Source organism: Bacteroidales bacterium, assembly GCA_012519055.1.
Classification (GTDB): domain Bacteria; phylum Bacteroidota; class Bacteroidia; order Bacteroidales; family Salinivirgaceae; genus JAAYQU01.
The window spans coordinates 1-21,240 of record JAAYQU010000010.1 but is presented as its reverse complement, the minus strand read 5'-3'; the positions used below and the strand labels follow the sequence as shown (position 1 = coordinate 21,240).

Genomic DNA, 21,240 nt, shown 5'->3' with positions numbered 1-21,240 from the left:
TTTACTTTATTACGCTATTAGAATGAAAATAATACCCCAATTCTCGCGGTTCGAGGTAATCTATAATTATACGGGCTGTTAATCAATATTGAATATACTTCCCTATATGCCCTTTCTGATGGCATTTGACTTATAGCTGTCTGGTTTTGACCAAAAGTCAGATATCCATTATCATCAGGGTTACCTGTTGTTGAATATACAGAGGCTATGTTAAGTGTATTTAAAAGGTTTGATACGTCTAAATAGACATTCAAGATACCTTTTTTATCTTTCCCTTCACTATCTGTACCTATCTTTATATCAAAATCTTTATCAACACGCAAGTTTATGGTAGATGTCCAGGGTAGATTGTTTCCGTTCAATTTACCTATTAAATAATTTGTACCCATCTCGCGCATTGAGTACGGAGTTCCACTACCAGCCATAAATGTTATGTTTACTCCTGCATTAGCAAATATATCCCTACCCCAGACTTTAGGACCATTATAATCTTGACCATCCGAGAATCTATAGTCAATTACAGCACTAATTTGATGTCTTGAGTCAAAATCCAGCGGATATATAGTCCTTAAATTTGGGAAACCTTTTATAATTAGGTTATACGCAGTAGTAGCATCTGAACCTGTACCTTTAGCGAACTGTAATGTATATGATGCTCTTAAAGAGACGTTACCTGTCCGGCGTAAATCGTACGCTGCAGTAAAACCTTTTACAGTACCAAAGTCAAGGTTTCCGTAAGTTAGATAGTTAACCGGATAGGCACCTGCGTAGCTCATAAGCTGAATCATATCGCGCATCTCGCGATAGAAAGCTGATAGCTTAATTGAGGATGTTTCTGATACCTTTTGTTGGAAACCTAACTCATACGCTATGGTTTTTTCAGGTCTTGTGTCTGGATTTGCGATAACACTTTTCTCCTGATCCATAATAAACAGATAGTTCAAATAACTAATTTGTCCCACAGATGGGCGTTTTGTAAGCACGTCGTAGTGAGCATAGAAAAGAGCCTCATCAGATATTGGGAAACTAAATGCAATACGAGGCATTGGTGTTATTTCTGGCTTATAGTCAGTAAACGAGTTTAAAAAGCTTTGCGAACCGACCTGAGCTCCATCAACCAAGAAAGGATGTATCTCTCCAATTGCTGCGCTACTTAGAACAGGAGTACCCTCAGAATTATACCATGATCTTCCATCACGGAACCCTGTTATATCGGTGGGATCAGTAGAGCTGTTAACATAAATTGTTGAACCTGTAGGAATATGCGATGGAATTTTCAAATTACCATTATCGTCATACATCCAGGGATACTTAGATTGCGAGAAAGTTTCTCCTACAGTGTGCGATTCGAAAAAGAGATATGGGTCTTTCAAAACTTTTTGATTCGCATCAAAATAGTCGACTCTTAAACCTATGTTGAACACCAAGTCATTGAAAGCAAATTTATCCTGAATATAACCTGCCATATAAATGGGCTCGTAAGGCGCTATCTCTCTGGAATAGTGTCTGTTGCCCAATTCATCAGTAAAGGTTTTGGTAAAAAAGTCATTAAAGTTTAATTTTCCTCTTGTTTTGTTACCGGTATAATCAAATCCGTAGTATGAGACTAATGAACTTCCTCCACCAAAAAGTTCATCAGGGCTAAAAAACTCTATACTTAAATCCGAGGGATCGTACCCGTCAATATTTAACCAGGTAGTTCCTCTAGGATCTAATCCCTGTGACAACCTAAATCTAAGGTCAAACATAGATTGTGTTTCTCCAGATCTTAATCTGGGATACAATATGGTGTCTGTAAAAATCGGATTTCCATACGGGTCGGTTACCTGTACGCCATTAACTGTTAAAAATTGTGGCATTGGATTATTGAAATCCAATTGCGAAATATGCTTATTGGTCAGCGAACGCGCTAAGAACCACAAACGAATTGGTGCAGTGGTATAACCTCTGTCCGTTCTCTTTTCATATTCAAAACCTGCAGAAATCTCGTGTCCTTTGATATCCAATGATAGAGATCCTGTTGCACGAATTTGAAAATTATCAATTTTTCTATATCTATTGTAAACTGTTCCCGGCATGGAAATACCCATTGACCCTCCAAATGTAGCGAAGGTTAACGAGCTTGGTACGGAACCATTAAGATATCCTCCTCCCACTAACAGGTCAACCTCGGTAGGCATAAATGTTATATTATTTGCGGGGTTATAGTTTTCATAATATCTTTGGTTGTAAACGGCTAACAGAGGATTTATATCAGTTGCGTAAATTGTGTCGAGAGTATAAAGGAAAGCATCTTGAAGATATCCTATTCTATTTGCTATAGGGTCGTAACCATATTCGAATGTTGGTATATCACGGAACATCATACGTCCGTAATAACCATATTTAAACAGGTCATCCATATATTCAGCATGTCCAATCTCGTTTTTGTATTGTGTTACGTCAAGCTGTAACGAATAGTTGATATTGCTGATTAAACTCTCTTCTCCCTCAGTCTGTTGGGTGCGAAAACGTTGGTTAAATCTTACATAACCTCTAAGAGTCATTGATTTTTCTAATGGATTATTATCAGAGTTTGCAAAAGAGAATTCATAAACGTCACCTTTATATCTATTGTAGTCAAATGTTCCACCAACAGTAAACTGACCGCTTTCAAATGGCTTGTAGTCTAGTTTAGCTGTTGCCATTGCCTTAAAGCTATTAACATTACGGCGTCTTTTGATCTGTTCGTATGCTTCGGCTCCAAAATAACTAGCCCTTAATTGTGTTGAACCTCCCACCCCAACAAACGGATATCGTTTTATTGAATCAAGAAACTCATCTTTCATTACATATTGACGAACAGCAAAAGGTCTTGGGTCTGCTATTGCACCAACCTCTCCCGCTAAAAGAAAACCAACTATAGGTTCTTTAATTATTCGTTCTGGATTGTTTGGATCTACACTCTTTTTGTTGATAAGCGGACCACTAAGGTTGATTGCCGCCATGTGATCCCCATATTTGGTTAAAAAGGTTGAGGTGTGTCCTTCAAAACTTCCGTAGAAGTGTCTGCTTGGGCCTCTTGTGACAATGGAAATTACACCACCGGTAGCATCCCCATATTTAGCAGATAGACCTCCGGTAACAACTGAAACCTGCTCAATTGCACTTTTGGGCAAACTGCTGGATCCACGAACTTTAACGCCGTCAACGTAGTAAACTGTTGCTTCTGTACGAGCACCACGTACTGATACTACCTCACCGTCTTCAGCGTAAACGCCGCCAACAGTTGCGGCAACTGCATCTGCCGAACGGCCTTGCATCTTGCCAATGTCTTCTGATGTTACAGTACCTCCCGATTGGGTGTTGTCTTTCGATATCAAAGGGACTTTGTAATCGACAACAATAACTTCATCAAGTCTGTGTGATGACGGTACTAATTCAATATCAATAAACCGAATTTGGTCTGCAACAACTAACACAGCATTAATCTGTGCAGTTGAATAGCCTACAGACGATGCCCTTAACGTAAAACGTCCAGCCGGCACAGGCTTTATCAGACAAATTCCGTCAAAATCCGATGTTCCACCAGTGATCTGAGTTCCATCCTGCTCAACAACGACGTTGGCAAATGGAACAGGCTCTTTGGTATCTGCATCGAAAACACGCGCTCTAACCGTCCCAGACGATTGTGCGCAAACTGTTCCAACTAGTAGAACAGAACTCACAACAAAGAGTAATTTTCTAAACATAATCGCCTATTTTTGAATAAATATTCCTTTTTTTAAATCGGTAAATATAGATATTCTCTTTTTACTTTCGCAATAAAATTGCATAAAAAGTTAATATTTTGTTAATATTTCAATCATATGGTCTCTTAATTATTGCCGAATATATTATCGCTTTTTTAAACATATTAGGTCTAACACGTTCTTTTTCTTGACTGTTTTCATTTTTCGTATTTTTTAAAATCTGTTCTTTCCTACGTGTTTCTCTATGAATTAAAATTGATGATAAATTGTAGTCTGATTGAGACTTTTGATCCTCTATTTCGGTTATATTATTTTTTTCTACGGAAAAATCATTTGCTTCTTCACTTAAAACATCAGTAAATATAGGTCCGCCATCTGCATCAGTAGGGGGAACACTCTCCGCAATTACAGATTTTCTTTTAACTGCTTTTCCAACATTAACAGCTATTACAATCACAATAAGAACCACATAAACTAATATTTCAAAAATCTCGTCCATATAGTCTCTTCATTTTATATTTAAACATTAGATAATCACTGACTTGTGGCTTCCCCTTGTTAAACTTATCAGCCATTTTCCGTGATTCTTTCATTCTCTTTTGTACTTTTTTTGTCTGTTTTGTTTTGGCATATTTTTTTGCAAGCTTATCCGTTTTTTTATCCATTATCTTCATTTTGGAAGCCTGCTTTTTTTCTACTTTTGCTATTTTTCTGTAGTACAAATATTCTTTTGCTGATAGTCTGCCACTCCTTTTCAAAGAACGCTTATCAATTGAATATTGTTGCTGTCCAAACCCATTGACAAACAAATGCAAAAAAACTACACATAACAATGGCTTAATTTTGCAATACAATTTATTGTTACTTTATATTTTTGAAAAACGAAACATTCTACATACTTTTGTACGTATAGTTTATCAAATCGTGTATTACAATGTTGCCGTCAAAGATAATAAGATATTTTATTTTTTTGTCACTTTTTGTTTTTGTAAGTTGTAAAAATGAAAAAACTCCCGTTCCATATGGACCTGTGGACATCCAGCTTGATTTGAATAAAGCCGAATTTAACTCGTTTATTATAGGTACACATGTTTTTATCACAGGGGGAGGAAGTGGACTTGGTATTGTAGTATATCGTCTTTCTCAAAACGAGTTCAAAGCTTATGATCGCATGTGTACGTCAAAAACCCACAACGAGTGGGTTCGGTTAACAGATAGTCCCAACAGTGCTATATTGTTAGAGTGTCAAGAGTGCGGGTCACGGTTTAGTTTAATTGATGGCTCGGTAAATAAGGGTCCTGCTTATTTTTATCTAACAGAGTACCAGACTTATTATAATCAAACATTAAACACTTTGTGGATCACTAATTGAAAGCAATTAGCAATTAGCAATGAACAATGTGCAATTGAGGTAAAAGTTGAAAGGTAAAAGTAGAGGAGCATGCTCCGTCTTCTCTCAATCCCCTTCCCTTAATAAAAATTAAGAAAAAGAGACGCCACAATGTGACGTCTCTACTTTATAAATTTTTAACTCAATCTATTGAAACAGCAATCTGTGATCTTCAATTTTTGATACGTCTTTCAATATTCTTGAAATTTCGGAACTTGCCCTTGATTGCAACGTCATTCGTATATTATGTTTCTCTACATCGTAACTCATTTCATCAGTTGCAAGCTCATGTTTTTCAACAACAGAGATGACATAAACTCCGTTATTCCCTTCAATAGGTTCCGACAGTTGTTCTTTATCCATTGTAAATGCTATACCATTTATTTTTGGTTCAATTCCAACTCCACCAGGTACATTGAATGCTGAAAATGTGAGAGAGTTTACCTCTTTGATTTCTGCCTCCATTTTTTCAGCAAGCTGTTCTACACTATTATTTGCTTCTTTCAATGCGCTTTCAAAATTTGCAATTATTGTTTTAGCTTTCTTTTGTTTTTTTACATTATTTTCTATGGTCGGTCTTAAATCATCAATGGGTGTATAACCCTTCTCATTTCGTTTTTTCAAGAAAGCTATAACATAATTATCTCCCAATTCAAATATCGGAGAATTATTATTTCGATGTGTTACAAGAGTTCCTTCGGTTGCGAAGAATGCTTCACGTATTAAAGTTCTTGCATTATCCAGACCTCTGATTTCACGTGAATTTTCATTCAACATGCCTGCAACTCTTTTTACAAGCCCATGCTCCTCAACTTTTGTATTAAAATCATCTGCGGTACGAATCGTAGAAGCGAAGCTGTTTGCTTTTTGATATATTGAAGTTCTTGTATTATCACTAGCACTGATTGTACGCTCAAGAGTTGCTAATTGAATTTTCAACTCCTCTTTTCCGCGTGCAACAACTTGAATAACATAAAATCCCTCAGGCGATAATTCAACAACTGCATTTCCTGTTTTAACGGATAATAGAGATTGTCCATATGGCATATTTTCAACATTAACCCACTCGGGTTTAACGCTTTCTTGACTTTCACTAAAGCTGGCAAAATCTGAAATTTTTGCACCTTTATTAATTAGATCAACTATACTATCAGCCTGATTTCTCATTACCTCAACATCTTCTTGTCTTTTGGGGATAAGAATTACTGCTGCCGTTTGTATAGAGTCGGGCTGCATCTCTTTTGCTGCAAGCTTTGTTAATTTATACTTATTGTCTTCTATGTATGGACCATACATTTCTCCGACTTGTAGGCTAAACATAACAGAGTCAACAAAAGTATTACTGTATTCGTTTTTACGATAGAATTTGCCGTCGTATGAACCATCAGAGTTAGCATTAACGTAGCTTTGATTGTCTTGTACCATTGCAAACTCTTCTTGAATATCTTGCAGCTCTTCAACTATTGCTTCAATATCGGTGTCAGTTGCTTCAACAGGGAAAAGTACATACTCAAGATCTATCGACAAATCCTGCTTATATTGTTCTTTATGGTCTTTATAGTAATCTTTCAACTCCTTATCTGTAACAGTTACAAGTGAGTCGTTAATAGAGGTATATGGTACAAAAACCGCTTTCAAATCTACTTTAGCTGATTTTTCAACAGATGCGTTTTTTGCTTGTAAATCAGTTACATATATTCCCTTATTGATTGCTGAAAAATATTTGTCGTTTTCGCGTTGTTGTAGCAAATATTCTTCAAATGACATCCATGCTTGACGTGAACGTCCCGTATTGTCTGCATCTAAGTTTTGAAGAAACAGGACTACACGTGAAGGATCAAAGATTCCTGTCTCCGGGTCTTGAAATATGGGAACGCTCTGAACTTCAGGATGTACATTATTACCCTTAACCATATCTAACAGCTCTTCACTTGAAACTGTCAAACCAAGTTTCTCTAATTCGTTATTCATAATCAACTTGCTAACAAGTTGGTCCCAAACTTGATCTTGAATCTGGGCGTAGGTCCTGTCGTCCAATGAGGTTTGTCCCAAATGTTGTTTCATGTTTTCAACGGCTTCATCAATTCGCTGTTGATATTCTACGTAATAAATTTTTTCGCCATTAACTTCGGCTATATCGGGCTGTCCTCTGTACGCGTTTCTGCTTGAGAAGAAGTCTCCAAGAATAAAAGCGAGTAAAGCTACTCCCACCACGGCAATCAGTAATCCCGAACGACTACGTATTTTTTCTAATGCTGGCATATTGTTAAATTAATAAAGTTATACATATTATTTGAGGGCACGAAAGTAATAAAAATGATTGATTTGTGCAAAAGAGAGAGATTTTTGTAACTTCTTTTTACAAAACTGTTAATTCGACGGTAATAATTTGTGTGCCTGAAGCCCGCACAATCTTGAATTTATAGTTTTGTATAGTAATTATTTGATTTTGTTTAGGTATATTTCTATGATGATACAAAATATATCCTGCAAGTGTTTCGTATTGATCGCTTTCTTCGAAACCTAACCTGTATTTCTCATTTAACATATCAATTTCTAATCTTCCGGATAGGAGATATTTATTATCATCAATTTTTTTATCTTCATACTGATTTGTATCATGTTCATCTTCAATTTCTCCAATTATCTCTTCAAGAACATCTTCAAGGGTAACTACTCCATCGGTTCCTCCAAACTCATCGACTACCAGTGCTATACTTTTTCTTTGCTTAATTAATTTTTTCAACAATTTATTGGCTGGCATTGTCTCGGGAACAATTAATACAGGGTGCACAATACTTTTTATGCTTTCTGGCATTGAGAACATATCGATTGTGTGAACGTATCCTATGATGTTGTCAATATTGTTCTCATACACAAGAATTCTTGAATATCCTGTTTCTGCAAATTTGCTAGTAAGGTTAGATATTGAATCAGAAATATCAATAGCAACAATTTCATTACGAGGAACTATGCACTCACGCGTGGTAATGTCGTGAAAATCAAGAACGTTACGAAACATTTTAACATTTTGCTTTGATGTGGTTGGATTGTTTGTTATTGATTGATGTTGCGTGAGCAAATCGCTTAAATCATATCTATCAAAAGCCAGCGTTGTTTCTGTAGTTGTTGATTCTCCCCTTGTTATTATTCTTAAAAAGAAATTAGAGATGTATGTAGTAATTTTTGCAATAGGATAAAATATAATGTAAAAAAACATTCCGGGAACTGCAAAAAATCTCAAAACCCTATTTGGATTTATTCGAAATAAAATTTTGGGTGTAAATTCACCTGTTATTAATATAATAATGGTGGATATAATTGTTTGAGTAAACATTATCAACCAATCTCCGGAAACAAACATTGCAATATATGGTTCTAATATTAAAGCTATAAAAATTCCATATACGACAAGGGCAATATTATTTCCAATAAGCATTGTTGAAATATATTGCGCTGGATTTTTAACAAAAACACCCATTATTGCCGATAGATATCTGTTCTTTTTTCGCTCAATCTCTATTTTAAGCTTACTTGATGATAAATAAGCTATCTCCATTCCCGAGAAGAAGGCAGAGAATGTTATTGTTATCAATACAATTATAACGTATGTGATATTCATCTTTTTTTATCGGTTGTTACAAAGGTAATAGAATAAACTTTCTATTAAAACTTGTCGTCAACTAATTTAGTTTATTTTATGTCGGGATAAATTTCCATTAATGTGTCTGTTTCAACATCATCATCTGAATTAAACTCACTTTTATTGATACTAAAATCTCCTGAAATATTGAAAATTTCCCAGTCAGTAAAATCTTGCTTGGCTCTAAAGCCCCGTCCAATAATAATAGCGTCTTTTTCGGTAACTTTTATAAATCTATCACTCTTTATCACTTCGTTTTTTTCATCCCACTCAATGTATTCTGTGTTAAACAATGTTCCTTCAATGTTCTTTGCCTCTACATCACCCATTGCTTCCCACCTATTATCATTCTCATAATATACAGCTCTATTTGCAGATAAATATGATGTCACATTCATACTGTCATCAAAGAACTCAACAACTATACCATCAGGGAATTCGGTTTTGGGTTCTTCCTGATAGCTAAATACGTTTACCGTTTGAGTTATAACTTTTAGTTTTACTTTGCCGTATTGACTATGCAACAACTCTACTTTATTTGCCGACAATCCGGGGTAATTCACAATGTCGGGAATAGTTCTGTTATCGTGGATTCCTTCAGCACAGGCATTAAACAGAAATAGGATAGCCACTAAGATAGTAGCCATCCTACTTGATTTGTTTCGATATAATAATCTATTTATCACTTTCTAAGTCGTACGCGTGTTCTCTCGTTTATCCAACCTGGAACTACATATTCTTGACCTTCGGATAAATCGTGGAAAAAAGCATTTTCTAAAGTTGGGAAATATGCTGAGTATGTGTATATTAATTTATCTGCTTCTTCCGTAACGGTTGGGTCAACTCTTTTTGCCTGTATAAATTTATCAACCGCTGCCCAATAAGCTGTATTTTGTTCAAATTCTACTTCACTGATACTTCTATTATATTGTACATATAATCTGCCGATTAACATAATTGTTTTACCATCGTTTGGATTTATCTGAAGTGCTTTATTGGCTATGTTTCTAGTTTCTGACGGACTTTTTTCAGCTACAAAATAAATTAAAGCTAATTCTGAATAATATTGAGCTTTTGTTACATCGCTTTCTTCTAAATTAATTGCCTGTTCATAATACGATATGGTTTTATTAAACTCTTTTTTTGCCAAAAAGAACTTTCCTAAATTATATGCTGATGAAGCTGATGGTTCGAGCTCGTATAATTTTTCGGCTGCTTTTGCAAAGAGTTCAGTGTCTTCACATCCTACTGTTCTAAGAAGATTTACGATGGTATTAAGATTACCAATGTCATCAGGATTGCTTGTATACTTCCTTTCTAACACAGGGGTCAATGTTTCACAATCAGCGGCACCACTGTTAGAAAAAATCAAATTAGCGTTGTTTAGAATTTGCTGGTTAGTCTCCCGTTCTTTTTCATCTTTTGAGTGCTTAATCTTATGTTCCATTATGTCGACAGAAGTAGCAAAGTTATTAATCATCTGGTCTCTGTCGATTTCTTCTTTCAGATATCTTGATAATGAAATCTGCATAAAGGTGTTTATAGCAAAATCTGGAACGTCATTTCCATCGAGCTTTATAGCCTCGACAATAAAGTTGTATGCCTCTTCTGATCTAGTTTCGTCAAGTTCGCGCATATCTAACGCTTTTCTTGCAAGCACCTCTCCTCGTTTTCCAAAATATTGACTTCGTTGATCATAAATCAACATAATGGTATCAACATAAGCCTTTCTAAGCTCCGGATCTTGTGTTTCGTTAAAAAGTGTCTTATAAATAGTTACACCGTGTAAATACATATTGTAACTACATCGAGGGGCTTCGATAAAAATTACTCGCCAGGGAATAACGGCTTCTTTATAAGCCCTTTGTTTAATGTACTGTTGATACATTGATAAGTTTTGCAATGCTCGAATACTGTCTTCTCCTTTGCCATACTTAGAACCGTCTTCAACTCCTTTTTGTGCAAATACGGTGACATTAAATAACGTTAAAGAGATTGTTAGTACAGCTAAAATTCTTTTATAAATCATGATTTTTACATTTTAGGTTTAACACTGTTTAATTATTAATCATATTTAGGTTTATAAAACCACATTTCACTGAATCTTAGTTTTAAATTAAGTCTTATATAATGATCTTTTATCTGATCGTTTTTATTTGTTCCCATTTGTCCTAACTGCAGGTCAATGTCAACATTGTAAAGACCTCGCCTTATTGGTAACCCAACACCAGCAGCTATTCCAAAGTTTAAGATTTCGGTATCAGATATCGAAATGTTGGTACTTTCTAAAAATGCTCCAAAACGATAAGTTGATCGTTTTGCATAGCTAACAGCTGAATTCCATTGTGGTATAAATGAATATCCTAAAGCCAAGCGATGTGAGTTCTTTGTGTTTTCAAAATTTGTCGACAACCAATTTGCAAAGGTATAGTCAATTGATGCTGAATATTCATTAAGAGATGTTTTACCGAGTCCGACTGTAAAAGACATTGGTTTCTCAATCTGTACAGTCTTATCGTTGTAAAATATCATTGTGTCTGAAAAAACATTGTCATCTGCTGACCAAATGTTTTCACCATTTGTAATTCCTTTTAAGTATGTCTCTTTTCCTTTTATTTTAGATTTAGGTGTAAACGACAAACCAAAATCGTATCGCTCTTGTTCTGTTTTATCCAGTCTGTAATGCAACCCGAACGACACATTAAAATCACTTATCTGTTGTTTCAACCCTTCCTGCAAATGACTTGCGGACATCAATTCCGGAAACATTAATGTGTTCGTTTCTTCAAGTTTTCCGAATAAGTATTCTGCAGATACTCCAACAGAAAAATCTTTAAAAATGTCAAAACTATTAATTAAATACAATTTGTTAATACCGCCTGAACCTATATAATATTTTTCTTCATTACCCACACCTGCAATTGTTTTACGATCAACAATCTCATAGCCACGAGAAGAGATAGGCATTAAACCGAGACTTGCCGACCAACGTTTAGACCCTCTGAAGCCAAAAGCAAAATAATTCAAGTTGCTAGAGAATGAGTTTTTTGACAATCCTGTCGCAGACAAATGAGAAAAATTTGATTTTATTCCAAACTCCATCACAAAAGACAACGTGTCAATTGAACTAATTGCTGCAGGATTGGAAATATTTAACGCATTTCTTTTATACAAAGTAACCGAAGAACCTCCCATACCACTATTTACAATATTCCCTTCATTTTCCATTAGACCAAAACCAAGTTTTGAATATGGACTTTCTGTCTGTATTTGGGATAATACTGAATGAGAAACTATTGTTGTTATAATAAGAAATATCAAATATCTATACATTGTATAAAAGTATGTGGTTTAACCCTATGAGTACTAAATTTGGTTCTACAAATATCGCTGTTTTTATTATATTGACAAAAAAATGTGCGTCTCCTCCTGTTATTATTATGTTAAGACCGCTATAAATTTCACTAAAGTGCTTTATAGTGGTTTCTATCTCATATTTTAGTCCATTAAAAACACCATTTTCTATTGCCTCTACTGTTGATTTCCCATATAATTGTTGATTATCAACAGCGCTTACTAAAGGTAGTTTCTCTGTATGTTCGTTTAAAGATAGATATCTTAATTTAAGTCCTGGAGATATATTTCCGCCCTTAAAACAGTTGTTTACAACTAAATCATAAGTAACCGCTGTTCCAATATCAATAATCAGACTAGGTTTATTGGGGAAAAGAACTGTTGCACCAACCGAACCTGCTATTCTGTCTAACCCCAAAGTCTCTGGTGTTTTATAATCAATTTTTATGGGTAATTTTGTTTTATATGACAGAACATGAAACGGTATATTTTTATCTGTCATATAATTATCTATTCCTGTTAATAATTTCCCTGAGGAAGCAATAATAGCAGCATTAGTGTGAGTACTAAACAAGTCGTCGTAACATACATCTTTGGTTTCGACTGTTTTTTTATCAATCAGCTCGCTATCTTTGAAATATCCTACTTTTGTTGTTGTGTTTCCTATATCAATTACTACATGCATCAATGAGCGGTTGTATATTTATTCAATCGTAAATTTATTATTTAACAATAAAATGCCGAAAGTAATATTAAAACAGATAATAATAACATACTAAAAACGAAAATAATTGTTGAAATTGTATAATAGTTAAAAAAAACGGTTGTTTTTATCATAAAAATATTATCTTTGGAGATCTAATTCTCTTTTACTAACTATGGAAGCATTAATAATTGAAGCCACCCCAAAAACTCCAAGAGTAATATTAGACCCGGTCGAAAATCATTTTGAGATTTCCGGTATGTCTTTACCTGAAAATGTTGTCAAAACATATGACCCCATTATCAAGTGGGTTGATGAAAATATGGGCAAAGTAAAAGGCGATCCGATCGTTTTCAAGTTCAAGTTGGATTATCTAAATTCAGCATCTGCCAAAATGATTTCGGTAATTCTTACAAAGCTTGAAGAGGATTACAAGTCCGATCTTCCTATCGAAATTGAGTGGTATTACAATGCCGACGACGATGACATTCGATCAGAGGGTGAAATTTATTCAATGCTTAAAAAAGTGCCAATTAAACTTATCGAAGTGGCAAACCCTTTCGATTAAAGTCTTTAATAAAAATTTTAACCTAGCCCTGTGATTAGCCATCATAGGGCTTTTTTAAAAAATCAGCAACAACAGAAATTAATTGATGACCTCACATTTCAATCTTTCCTCATTATTTGAAAAGTACCTGAGACATAAAAATGTTGACCCATTATTAAAAAGATTTTCCAAAACAGGTACCATTTCATTATCAGGACTGAACGAATCGGCTTTCAGTTTTTTTCTCTTCGCTCTTTTCAAAAAATCTAAATCTGATATTTTTGTCGTTGCCAACGACCGCGAAGAGGCAGCATACTTGCACAACGAAGCGCAATCAGTACTTGGCGATGAAAATTGTTGCTTACTTGTCTCTGACTTTAAACGTGCCGCTATTTATGGGCAACACGACCCGGAATCGGCGCTCATACGTGGTGAAAGTATTAGAATAATTGTTGATACAAAAAGAGAGCCTCTTTTTATTGTAACATATCCCGAGTCACTTATTGAAACCTCTGTTTCTAGAGACGATATCGTCTCTAATACAATCTCATTGCATAAAGGTGAAAACCTGTCACCCGACTTTTTAACCGATTTACTTCTAACATATAATTTTACATATGTAGATTTCGTATATGAACCTGGTCAGTTTGCAGTTCGAGGTGGTATTGTTGACATTTTTTCATTTTCAAACATCTCCCCCTATCGCATTGATTTTATGGGTGATACGGTTGACAGTATCCGCGTTTTCGATATTGAGACCCAGACGTCTGAATATCAGACTGATAGCATGAGCATAATTCCTAACCTGGGCATAAACAAAAACGAAGGAAACAGAGTTCCAATATCACACATATTACGCGAAAACACAGTTATTGTTTATGACGATTACAGATTTACAGAAAGTAAACTTAAATTTTTGTGGGAGACATCGATTGAAAAAGAAAATGAACTTGAAATTGATATAAAAAACATTGTTACAAATGCTGACGAGTTGCTAAAAAACTTAGAACATTTCCCAATAATCCACAATATTAGGAATATAGACTCGGATACTCCTTTTACATTTCAAGTCGAACCGCAACCGAATTTTTCAAAAAATTTTGAGCTTCTACAGCAGACTATTACTGAATACAACAAGTTGAATTACGAAGTATTAATTGTATCTGAACAGCAAAAACAGATTGATAGAATTAACGCTATTTTAAATCAAATTGATAACACCTTAAGTTTTCACACAACTTTAGGCACTGTACACAAGGGCTTTATCGATCACGATTTAAAAATTTGTGTTTTTACCGATCATCAAATTTTCGACAGATACCACAAATACAGAGTTAAGCTTGGATTTACGCGTAAGGATGCCCTTACTTTAGATGATATTACCTCTTTACATCCGGGCGACTATGTTGTACATATCGACCATGGTGTGGGATATTTTGGTGGGCTTGAAAAAATTGAGGTCAACGGGAAAATTCAAGAGGTTATAAAATTGGTATACCGCGATAACGATACGTTGTATGTCAATATTCATGCGTTACATAAAATTAGCAAATACAAAGGTAAAGATGCCATTCCTCCGAAGATCCACAAATTGGGTTCTGCACTATGGCAAAACACAAAAAGCAATGCTAAAAGTAAGATAAAAGATATTGCTCGCGAGCTTATTAGCCTCTATGCCGAACGTTTGCAACAACCGGGATATTCATTTTCGGCTGACTCTTATCTAAACCAGCAACTTGAAGCGAGTTTTATTTACGAAGATACTCCAGACCAAGAGCTGGCAACCAAAGCTGTTAAAGCTGATATGGAGAGTTCGTCACCAATGGACAGATTAGTCTGCGGTGATGTTGGATTTGGTAAAACCGAAGTGGCAATAAGAGCCGCTTTTAAGGCTGCCTGCGACAACAAACAGACTGCAGTACTTGTGCCAACAACCATTTTGGCTTTTCAACATATGAAAACCTTTACCGAAAGGTTAAAAGACTTCCCGGTACGAATTGAATATGTTTCAAGAATGAGAAGCACTAAAGAGGTAAAGGCTGTTTTGCATGACTTGAAAAATGGTTTGGTCGATATTATTATAGGCACGCACAGACTAGTTTCCAATGACGTACAATTCAAAGACTTAGGACTGTTAATAATTGACGAGGAACAAAAATTCGGTGTAAAAACAAAAGAGAAACTCCGAGCCATGAAAGTTAATGTAGACACACTTACTTTAACAGCTACACCTATTCCTCGTACACTACAGTTTTCGCTTATGGGTGCCCGCGACTTGTCAATTATAAAAACTCCTCCTCCTAACCGACTTCCCATTACAACAGAGGTACACACTTTCGACACCAATATTATTATGGAGGCTATTGATTATGAAATTAATAGAGGCGGACAGGTCTTTTTTGTACATAATAGAATTCAAAACATCGTTGAAATTGAAAGAATTGTAAAGGAGATTTGCCCAAAAGCAAGAGTAGTTCACGCTCACGGACAAATGGAGGGTCGGCAATTAGAAAAAATCATGCTCGAGTTTATTGACGAGAAATATGACGTTTTGATTGCGACCACCATAATCGAGTCGGGTTTAGATATTCCGAATGCAAACACAATGATTATCAACGATGCACATAATTTTGGACTATCGGACTTGCACCAGCTGAGAGGAAGGGTTGGTCGCTCAAACAGAAAAGCGTTTTGTTATCTTTTAACTCCGCCGCTACAGCTTTTGCCAGCAGAGTCGAGAAGACGTTTACAGGCTATTGAATCTTTTTCTGAATTGGGTAGTGGGCTAAATATCGCTTTACAAGATTTGGATATACGTGGTGCGGGAAATCTGTTGGGTGGAGAACAGAGCGGTTTTATATCACAGCTTGGCTACGAAACCTACCAAACCGTTTTACAGGAAGCTGTTTTGGAACTTAAAGAGCAGGAGTTTAAAAACCTGCTTGGCAATCGTCCTAACAACGAACAAGTCTCAACTATTGAAACAACAAAAGATTGTCAAATTGATACCGATTTAGAGGTTTTATTCCCGGATAGTTATATCAGCAACATTGCAGAAAGAATTAAGCTTTACAAACAGCTAGATAATATAACAACAGATGAGGAATTGCAACAATTCTCAACAATGCTTATCGACCGATTTGGTAAAATTCCAAAAGAGACGGAAGAGTTAATAAATGTTGTGAAACTTCGCCGTAAAGCCGTTACGCTTGGATTTGAAAAGATTGTAATAAAACAGCAAAAAATGATCTGTTATTTTATTAGCGACCAAGAATCGGACTTTTTCGACAGCAAAATATTCCAAAATATGCTTTTGGTTCTGCAAAGGGAGCCAAATTTAGCTCGTTTGCAGGAACACGGCGGGAAACTTAGACTTGTTGTTGAAAAAATAAAATCGGTTTCGGCAGCAAACAAGCTGCTTGAGATGTTTTTAATCAATTAGCAATTGTCAATTAAACAGGCTGAGCTTCAGTAAACTATGAATGCTCTGTTATCTCCTCCTCAACCCTTGAACTGTAAAAAAAGCAGAGTAAAAAAGCATAAGGCATAATGCCAGCCTGCGCTTCAAGCGTGGATTCGGTTAGCAGAGATAAAAAGAGTATTATTATTACTCCAAATCGCCAGCTATAGTACTTATCAAAAGGACGTTTTTTCAGTAAGTTTACAAACAGAGCCATAAGCAAAAATAGTGGGGCGAAAACTCCTAAGGCAACATGAGAGTTTAAAAATTGATTGTGACTATTTAGATTATATTTTTCAAGTGCAAAATAACCGCTGTCAGAATATTGTTGCCTAAGCTCGTCTTTCACGTCACCTGTTCCAACTCCAAACCAAAAATTTTCTTTAATAATTTGAATCGAACTCTCCCATGTTAAAAATCTAGCCACTACGTTCCCTGATTTGTGCATATTGTATTCCTCTCTTGGCTTTTGTATTTCCATAAACATTGCATCTACTCTTCTTTTTAATGGAGAAAAGAACTGATAAACAGAAAAAGATCCTAGAACAATGGAAGCAGTTACGACTATAAATATCCACTTTTTTAGGCGCTTATATAGTTTGATAATAAACCATAAAAGCATAATAGAAAAAACAACCAATCCTGCTCTGGATAGAGATAAAACGATGAAAACAGTAATAAATAGAGCAAGTAACAAATACTCACTTCTTCTTTTTTTAATTTGTGAGTTTAATGCCTTATTAAGAAGAAAGTATACGGCTATTAATAGATAAATTGACCAATAACCACGATGCATTAAGTTTGCTAACTTTGTACCTGTAAACACTAAAAGATTAGACTCCTGAATACAAACAACAGATGAAATGCAAAAATTTATAATAATTGAAACAATAGCTCCTGCAATAAAAATATTAACAAACCATTTCCATTTGATAACTGGTTGATAGAAAAGAAAAATCAAGGGGAAAATTGCAAATGATGCTTTTATGCCTAAGTCAATATAACCAAACTCTAAGTTTTTCGTATAAATAAGCCCTATTACGTGCAAACAATAAAAAGCAAAAACCCACAATCCGGGATTTCTCCAGGTAAGTTGTTTCAGAATATTTTTCTTTTTTGAAAGCTGTTTGCGTACCAATGCTTCAAGAAAAATAATTGCAGCGACTATTCCCAGAGGCTTTGAGCTAATGGGAATAATAAAAGTCATCAGATAAATGCCAATGGGTCCATTATTTAACACTTCTTGAAATTTCTCTCTCAGGGCTCTCATACTTCTAAAAAGTTTTATCTAAAGACATGTCGCCCTTACATTCCTCACAATCAATCCTTTGCGCGTCTGGCTTGGGCTGTAATAATTCATTTCTTTTCGATGATAACGGTCCAAAGGTAACAAACAAGTGTAATTAAATCTAATTGTTATTAAAAAAAACTGTTAATTCGCAGTTTCTGGATTTATACAGTTTGGACACATACAATAGTCCTAACTTTATTATTGCTCTTTTGGGCTATCTACTTGTAACATCAGCATTAACCATTATAAAAATACATACAAATGTGTTTTCTTTAATTGTAGATTTGTTTTATTAGAAAAAAAATATTGATATTTGGCGGCAGATAGCTATTGAATACTTTAATTTATTAACACAAATACTATTTATTGATATTAAATGCTATGAACGGGAATAAACCACGCATTTTAAAAGATTACGAAAAACTTCCTGAGGATATAAAAGAGCAAATTAAACTTGCGTATCCAGAAGGCTATACACAAAACCTTGTTACATATACTGACCGTGAAGGTAAATTGGTTAGTGCTTTACCATTTGAAGCTGAGGAGTGTTACTATTTGGTTAAAATGACAAAAACCGAAGCCATGCAAATTGTTGAAGACGATGATGACTTTGATGATGATGGCATTTTGAAAGACGAGGTAAAAGAGACATACGAAGAGAAATATAGCGAGTTTGATGACGATGATGATATAGATGACTCAGAATATGATGAGCCTATAGAGTTTGACGACGAAGATGATGACGAAGATTAGCATTATCAGCTAAATCAAATGGCACCTGCAATTAATTTTCAATCAAAACTTTATGTTCAGCAACACTATTTATGGTGTGTAGTTTAATAAAATAGAGACCGCGTGTAAGTGAAGACACATCTATAACGCTCTCATTATTAAACATTTCGGTTTTGTTTAACACTAACCTGCCAAGAGCATCGTAAAGCTCAAAACCATAGATTGGCGTATCGCTTTTTATATTGAGCAAGTCGCTTGCTGGATTTGGATAGATAACAATTGAGGTTTGCGGAGTATCCTCAACACCTACAAATATATTTGGGAAAAAGTCTTGCCACTGGTTAGCATTTTCGTAGAGTGTTATACTACCTTCTGGCACATTTAGCACACACGCATTAGGCTCTGTGCCTTTAGGAACTCCATAAAAGACATCTCTTTTTAGTATTACTGAGCTCGGGTCTGTTACGTAAGAAGTAATAGAAGTTAAGCCAGAACAATTGTAAAAGGCAAGATTGCCTATTGATTTAATAGAGGCAGGAATGGTAATTGATTTTAAGCTACTGCAACCATAAAACACCTCATCTGCAATTGATTTAATGGATTCTGGAAAATTCACTGATACCAAGCTAGTACAATCGCTAAAAGCATAGTTCCTAATTGTAGTTACCGATTCAGGAATTGTAACATACTTTAAATTACTGCATTGGCAAAACGCCTCTATTCCAATCGCTTTAACAGTTTCAGGGATAGTAATTGAGGTTAAACTCTTACAACCTGCAAAAGCATAATCGGTAACTGTAGTTATAGATGCCTGAAAATCAACCGAAGTTAAGCCTGAAAAAGCAAAAGCACCCATACCGATTGAGGTTACAGATTTAGGAATAGTAATTGACGTTAAACTTTCACTAAGGCGAAAAGCATGATTTCCTATTGAAACAACGGATTCGGGAATATTAATCGATGTTAAATTGAAACAATGGGCAAAAGCAAATTCTTTAAGTGTAGTGACAGATTCAGGAAGTGTAATTGAGGTTAAACTAACACAATAGCCAAATGCAGCCTCATCAATTGATTTTACAGATTCAGGAATAACAACAGATGTTAAATTGTAACATTGGAAAAAGGTATAACTTCCTATAAAAGTTACCTTATCCGGAATAACAATTGACGTTAAACTTGTACAGTTACCAAAAGTATAGCTTCCTAAAAAAGTCAATGAGTCAGGGATATTAATTGATATTAAACTGCTACAATTTTTGAAAGAACAAAAACCAAATGATATTACCGATTCAGGAATAAGAATAGATGTTATACGACTACAACCATGGAAAGCATAATTTCCAATAGCTGTAACTGTAAATACTGTATTTTTATAGGTTACAGAGCTACGTATAACTACCTCTCCGTATGGTTCTTCAGAATAATCCCAGTATGATGGATAGCCACTATATTGACAGGTTACTGCTACCGTTGGAGGATCGAGGCTTGTGACGAGGTAGTAATTGGTCTGAAACTTAAACTTTTCGCCTACTGCTTGTGCCAAGGTAGCTGTGCTAATTGCCAGAGCAAGTAGGCTGACTATTATGTGTTTGGTTTTATTCATGGGTTTCAAAACTTTAGTTTGTTTTCTAAGATATTACTATCAGCCAAAAAAAATGCTGATTATCAAAAAGTTATTATTTTACTTTGTTTCGGTTGTTGAGTTAATATTTCGAAGATTATTGAGCCTGTCAAAATACAAGCCCAACAATCGTCGAAACATACAATTGTGTTTTTAAGTTTCTTAAATGTGGCTTCGATAAACTCAGCCACCGCGAACGGTCACTGAGTTTATCGAAGTGACAGTATTAATATCCTATTCACTAATTATCAATTTCTGTGAACAACAAGCAGTGCCGTTAACGTATAAACGGACAATATAAATACCTGAGCTAAATTCAGAAGTGTTAAGCGTAAAATCGTGTGTTCCCTTCTCTACATTATTAATTTGTTTATATAGACACTCTGTACCTAACAAATCAAAGATTTTTATTTGAACGTTAGAGTATTCTAAATCTGTAGTGTAACGGACATTCAGTGTTAATCGCGTTGGATTTGGGCTAATTATCATATTATCAGAGCCAAGTCCAACTTGTAAAATATCCTCTTGTATGTTGTTTGCACTACTGCTTAACTTCCTTAACATCTCATCTTTATAATCAATATATTTTGCTATATTGGTATAATTCTGATCTTGAGCAGATTTACCGCTGTTGCTGTTCTCAATTAATTGGTCAATATATGCAAGGTCTATGGCTGCAAAAATGCGCTCTGTATTGTCATCTGAGTTTAGTTTTTCATTAAGATACGCTATCGCAAGAGTATAGTTTTCATCAAGAATCATACAATA

16 protein-coding genes are annotated in these 21,240 nt (G+C 35.1%); 4 read left to right on the top strand and 12 right to left on the bottom strand.

What is annotated here, in order from left to right:
- Positions 1-17: 17 nt before the first annotated feature.
- From GX311_01910 to GX311_01900, 3 genes are all read right to left on the bottom strand, one after another.
- On the bottom strand, positions 18-3,731 hold the full coding sequence (locus GX311_01910) for a TonB-dependent receptor (protein NLK15133.1): 3,714 nt from the start codon (positions 3,729-3,731) through the stop codon (positions 18-20).
- 109 nt (positions 3,732-3,840) lie between these two features.
- The gene (locus GX311_01905; protein ID NLK15132.1) at positions 3,841-4,230 is read right to left on the bottom strand and encodes a hypothetical protein; all 390 of its coding nucleotides are present in this window, start codon (positions 4,228-4,230) and stop codon (positions 3,841-3,843) included.
- Positions 4,214-4,396, bottom strand: coding sequence for a hypothetical protein (locus GX311_01900; protein ID NLK15131.1), 183 nt, complete (start codon positions 4,394-4,396; stop codon positions 4,214-4,216). Before GX311_01900 ends, GX311_01905 begins: the two co-directional genes overlap by 17 nt.
- Before the next feature lie 305 nt (positions 4,397-4,701).
- Between GX311_01900 and GX311_01895 the strand changes: the two genes are divergently transcribed.
- Entirely contained in the window at positions 4,702-5,103 is a 402-nt protein-coding gene (locus GX311_01895) for a hypothetical protein (GenBank protein ID NLK15130.1), read from the top strand.
- Between the two features lie 165 nt (positions 5,104-5,268).
- On the opposite strand, the gene GX311_01890 is transcribed toward GX311_01895, so the two are convergent.
- The 6 genes from GX311_01890 to GX311_01865 form a co-directional block, all read right to left on the bottom strand.
- The gene (locus GX311_01890) at positions 5,269-7,383 is read right to left on the bottom strand and encodes a hypothetical protein (GenBank protein ID NLK15129.1); all 2,115 of its coding nucleotides are present in this window, start codon (positions 7,381-7,383) and stop codon (positions 5,269-5,271) included.
- A 97-nt stretch (positions 7,384-7,480) separates the two neighbouring features.
- A complete protein-coding gene (locus GX311_01885; protein NLK15128.1) occupies positions 7,481-8,743 on the bottom strand; it encodes an HlyC/CorC family transporter in 1,263 nt (420 codons plus the stop codon).
- 71 nt (positions 8,744-8,814) lie between these two features.
- The gene (gene lptC / locus GX311_01880; GenBank protein ID NLK15127.1) at positions 8,815-9,411 is read right to left on the bottom strand and encodes an LPS export ABC transporter periplasmic protein LptC; all 597 of its coding nucleotides are present in this window, start codon (positions 9,409-9,411) and stop codon (positions 8,815-8,817) included.
- 35 nt (positions 9,412-9,446) lie between these two features.
- Positions 9,447-10,793, bottom strand: coding sequence for a hypothetical protein (locus GX311_01875; GenBank protein ID NLK15126.1), 1,347 nt, complete (start codon positions 10,791-10,793; stop codon positions 9,447-9,449).
- Positions 10,794-10,828: 35 nt separating this feature from the next.
- On the bottom strand, positions 10,829-12,097 hold the full coding sequence (locus GX311_01870; GenBank protein ID NLK15125.1) for a hypothetical protein: 1,269 nt from the start codon (positions 12,095-12,097) through the stop codon (positions 10,829-10,831).
- The gene (locus GX311_01865) at positions 12,090-12,803 is read right to left on the bottom strand and encodes a type III pantothenate kinase (GenBank protein ID NLK15124.1); all 714 of its coding nucleotides are present in this window, start codon (positions 12,801-12,803) and stop codon (positions 12,090-12,092) included. The genes GX311_01870 and GX311_01865 overlap by 8 nt, the downstream gene beginning before the upstream one ends.
- 193 nt (positions 12,804-12,996) lie before the next feature.
- Here GX311_01865 and GX311_01860 point away from each other — a divergent pair, with 193 nt between their 5' ends.
- Positions 12,997-13,389: a DUF1987 domain-containing protein gene (locus GX311_01860; GenBank protein NLK15123.1), complete on the top strand. Its 393-nt coding sequence runs from the start codon at positions 12,997-12,999 to the stop codon at positions 13,387-13,389.
- 85 nt (positions 13,390-13,474) lie between these two features.
- Positions 13,475-16,810, top strand: coding sequence for a transcription-repair coupling factor (gene mfd / locus GX311_01855; protein ID NLK15122.1), 3,336 nt, complete (start codon positions 13,475-13,477; stop codon positions 16,808-16,810).
- Between the two features lie 34 nt (positions 16,811-16,844).
- On the opposite strand, the gene GX311_01850 is transcribed toward mfd, so the two are convergent.
- The gene (locus tag GX311_01850; protein NLK15121.1) at positions 16,845-18,098 is read right to left on the bottom strand and encodes an O-antigen ligase family protein; all 1,254 of its coding nucleotides are present in this window, start codon (positions 18,096-18,098) and stop codon (positions 16,845-16,847) included.
- Between the two features lie 402 nt (positions 18,099-18,500).
- On the opposite strand from GX311_01850, the gene GX311_01845 reads away from it, so the two are divergent.
- Positions 18,501-18,872 carry a hypothetical protein gene (locus tag GX311_01845; protein NLK15120.1) on the top strand — a complete coding sequence of 124 codons (372 nt, stop codon included), beginning with the start codon at positions 18,501-18,503 and terminating at the stop codon, positions 18,870-18,872.
- Between the two features lie 31 nt (positions 18,873-18,903).
- Here GX311_01845 and GX311_01840 read toward each other — a convergent pair whose 3' ends face one another.
- Both GX311_01840 and GX311_01835 read right to left on the bottom strand, forming a co-directional pair.
- Entirely contained in the window at positions 18,904-20,454 is a 1,551-nt protein-coding gene (locus GX311_01840; GenBank protein ID NLK15119.1) for a leucine-rich repeat protein, read from the bottom strand.
- Positions 20,455-20,706: 252 nt separating this feature from the next.
- The coding region (locus GX311_01835) for a T9SS type A sorting domain-containing protein (protein NLK15118.1) at positions 20,707-21,240 on the bottom strand (534 nt) is incomplete at its 5' end.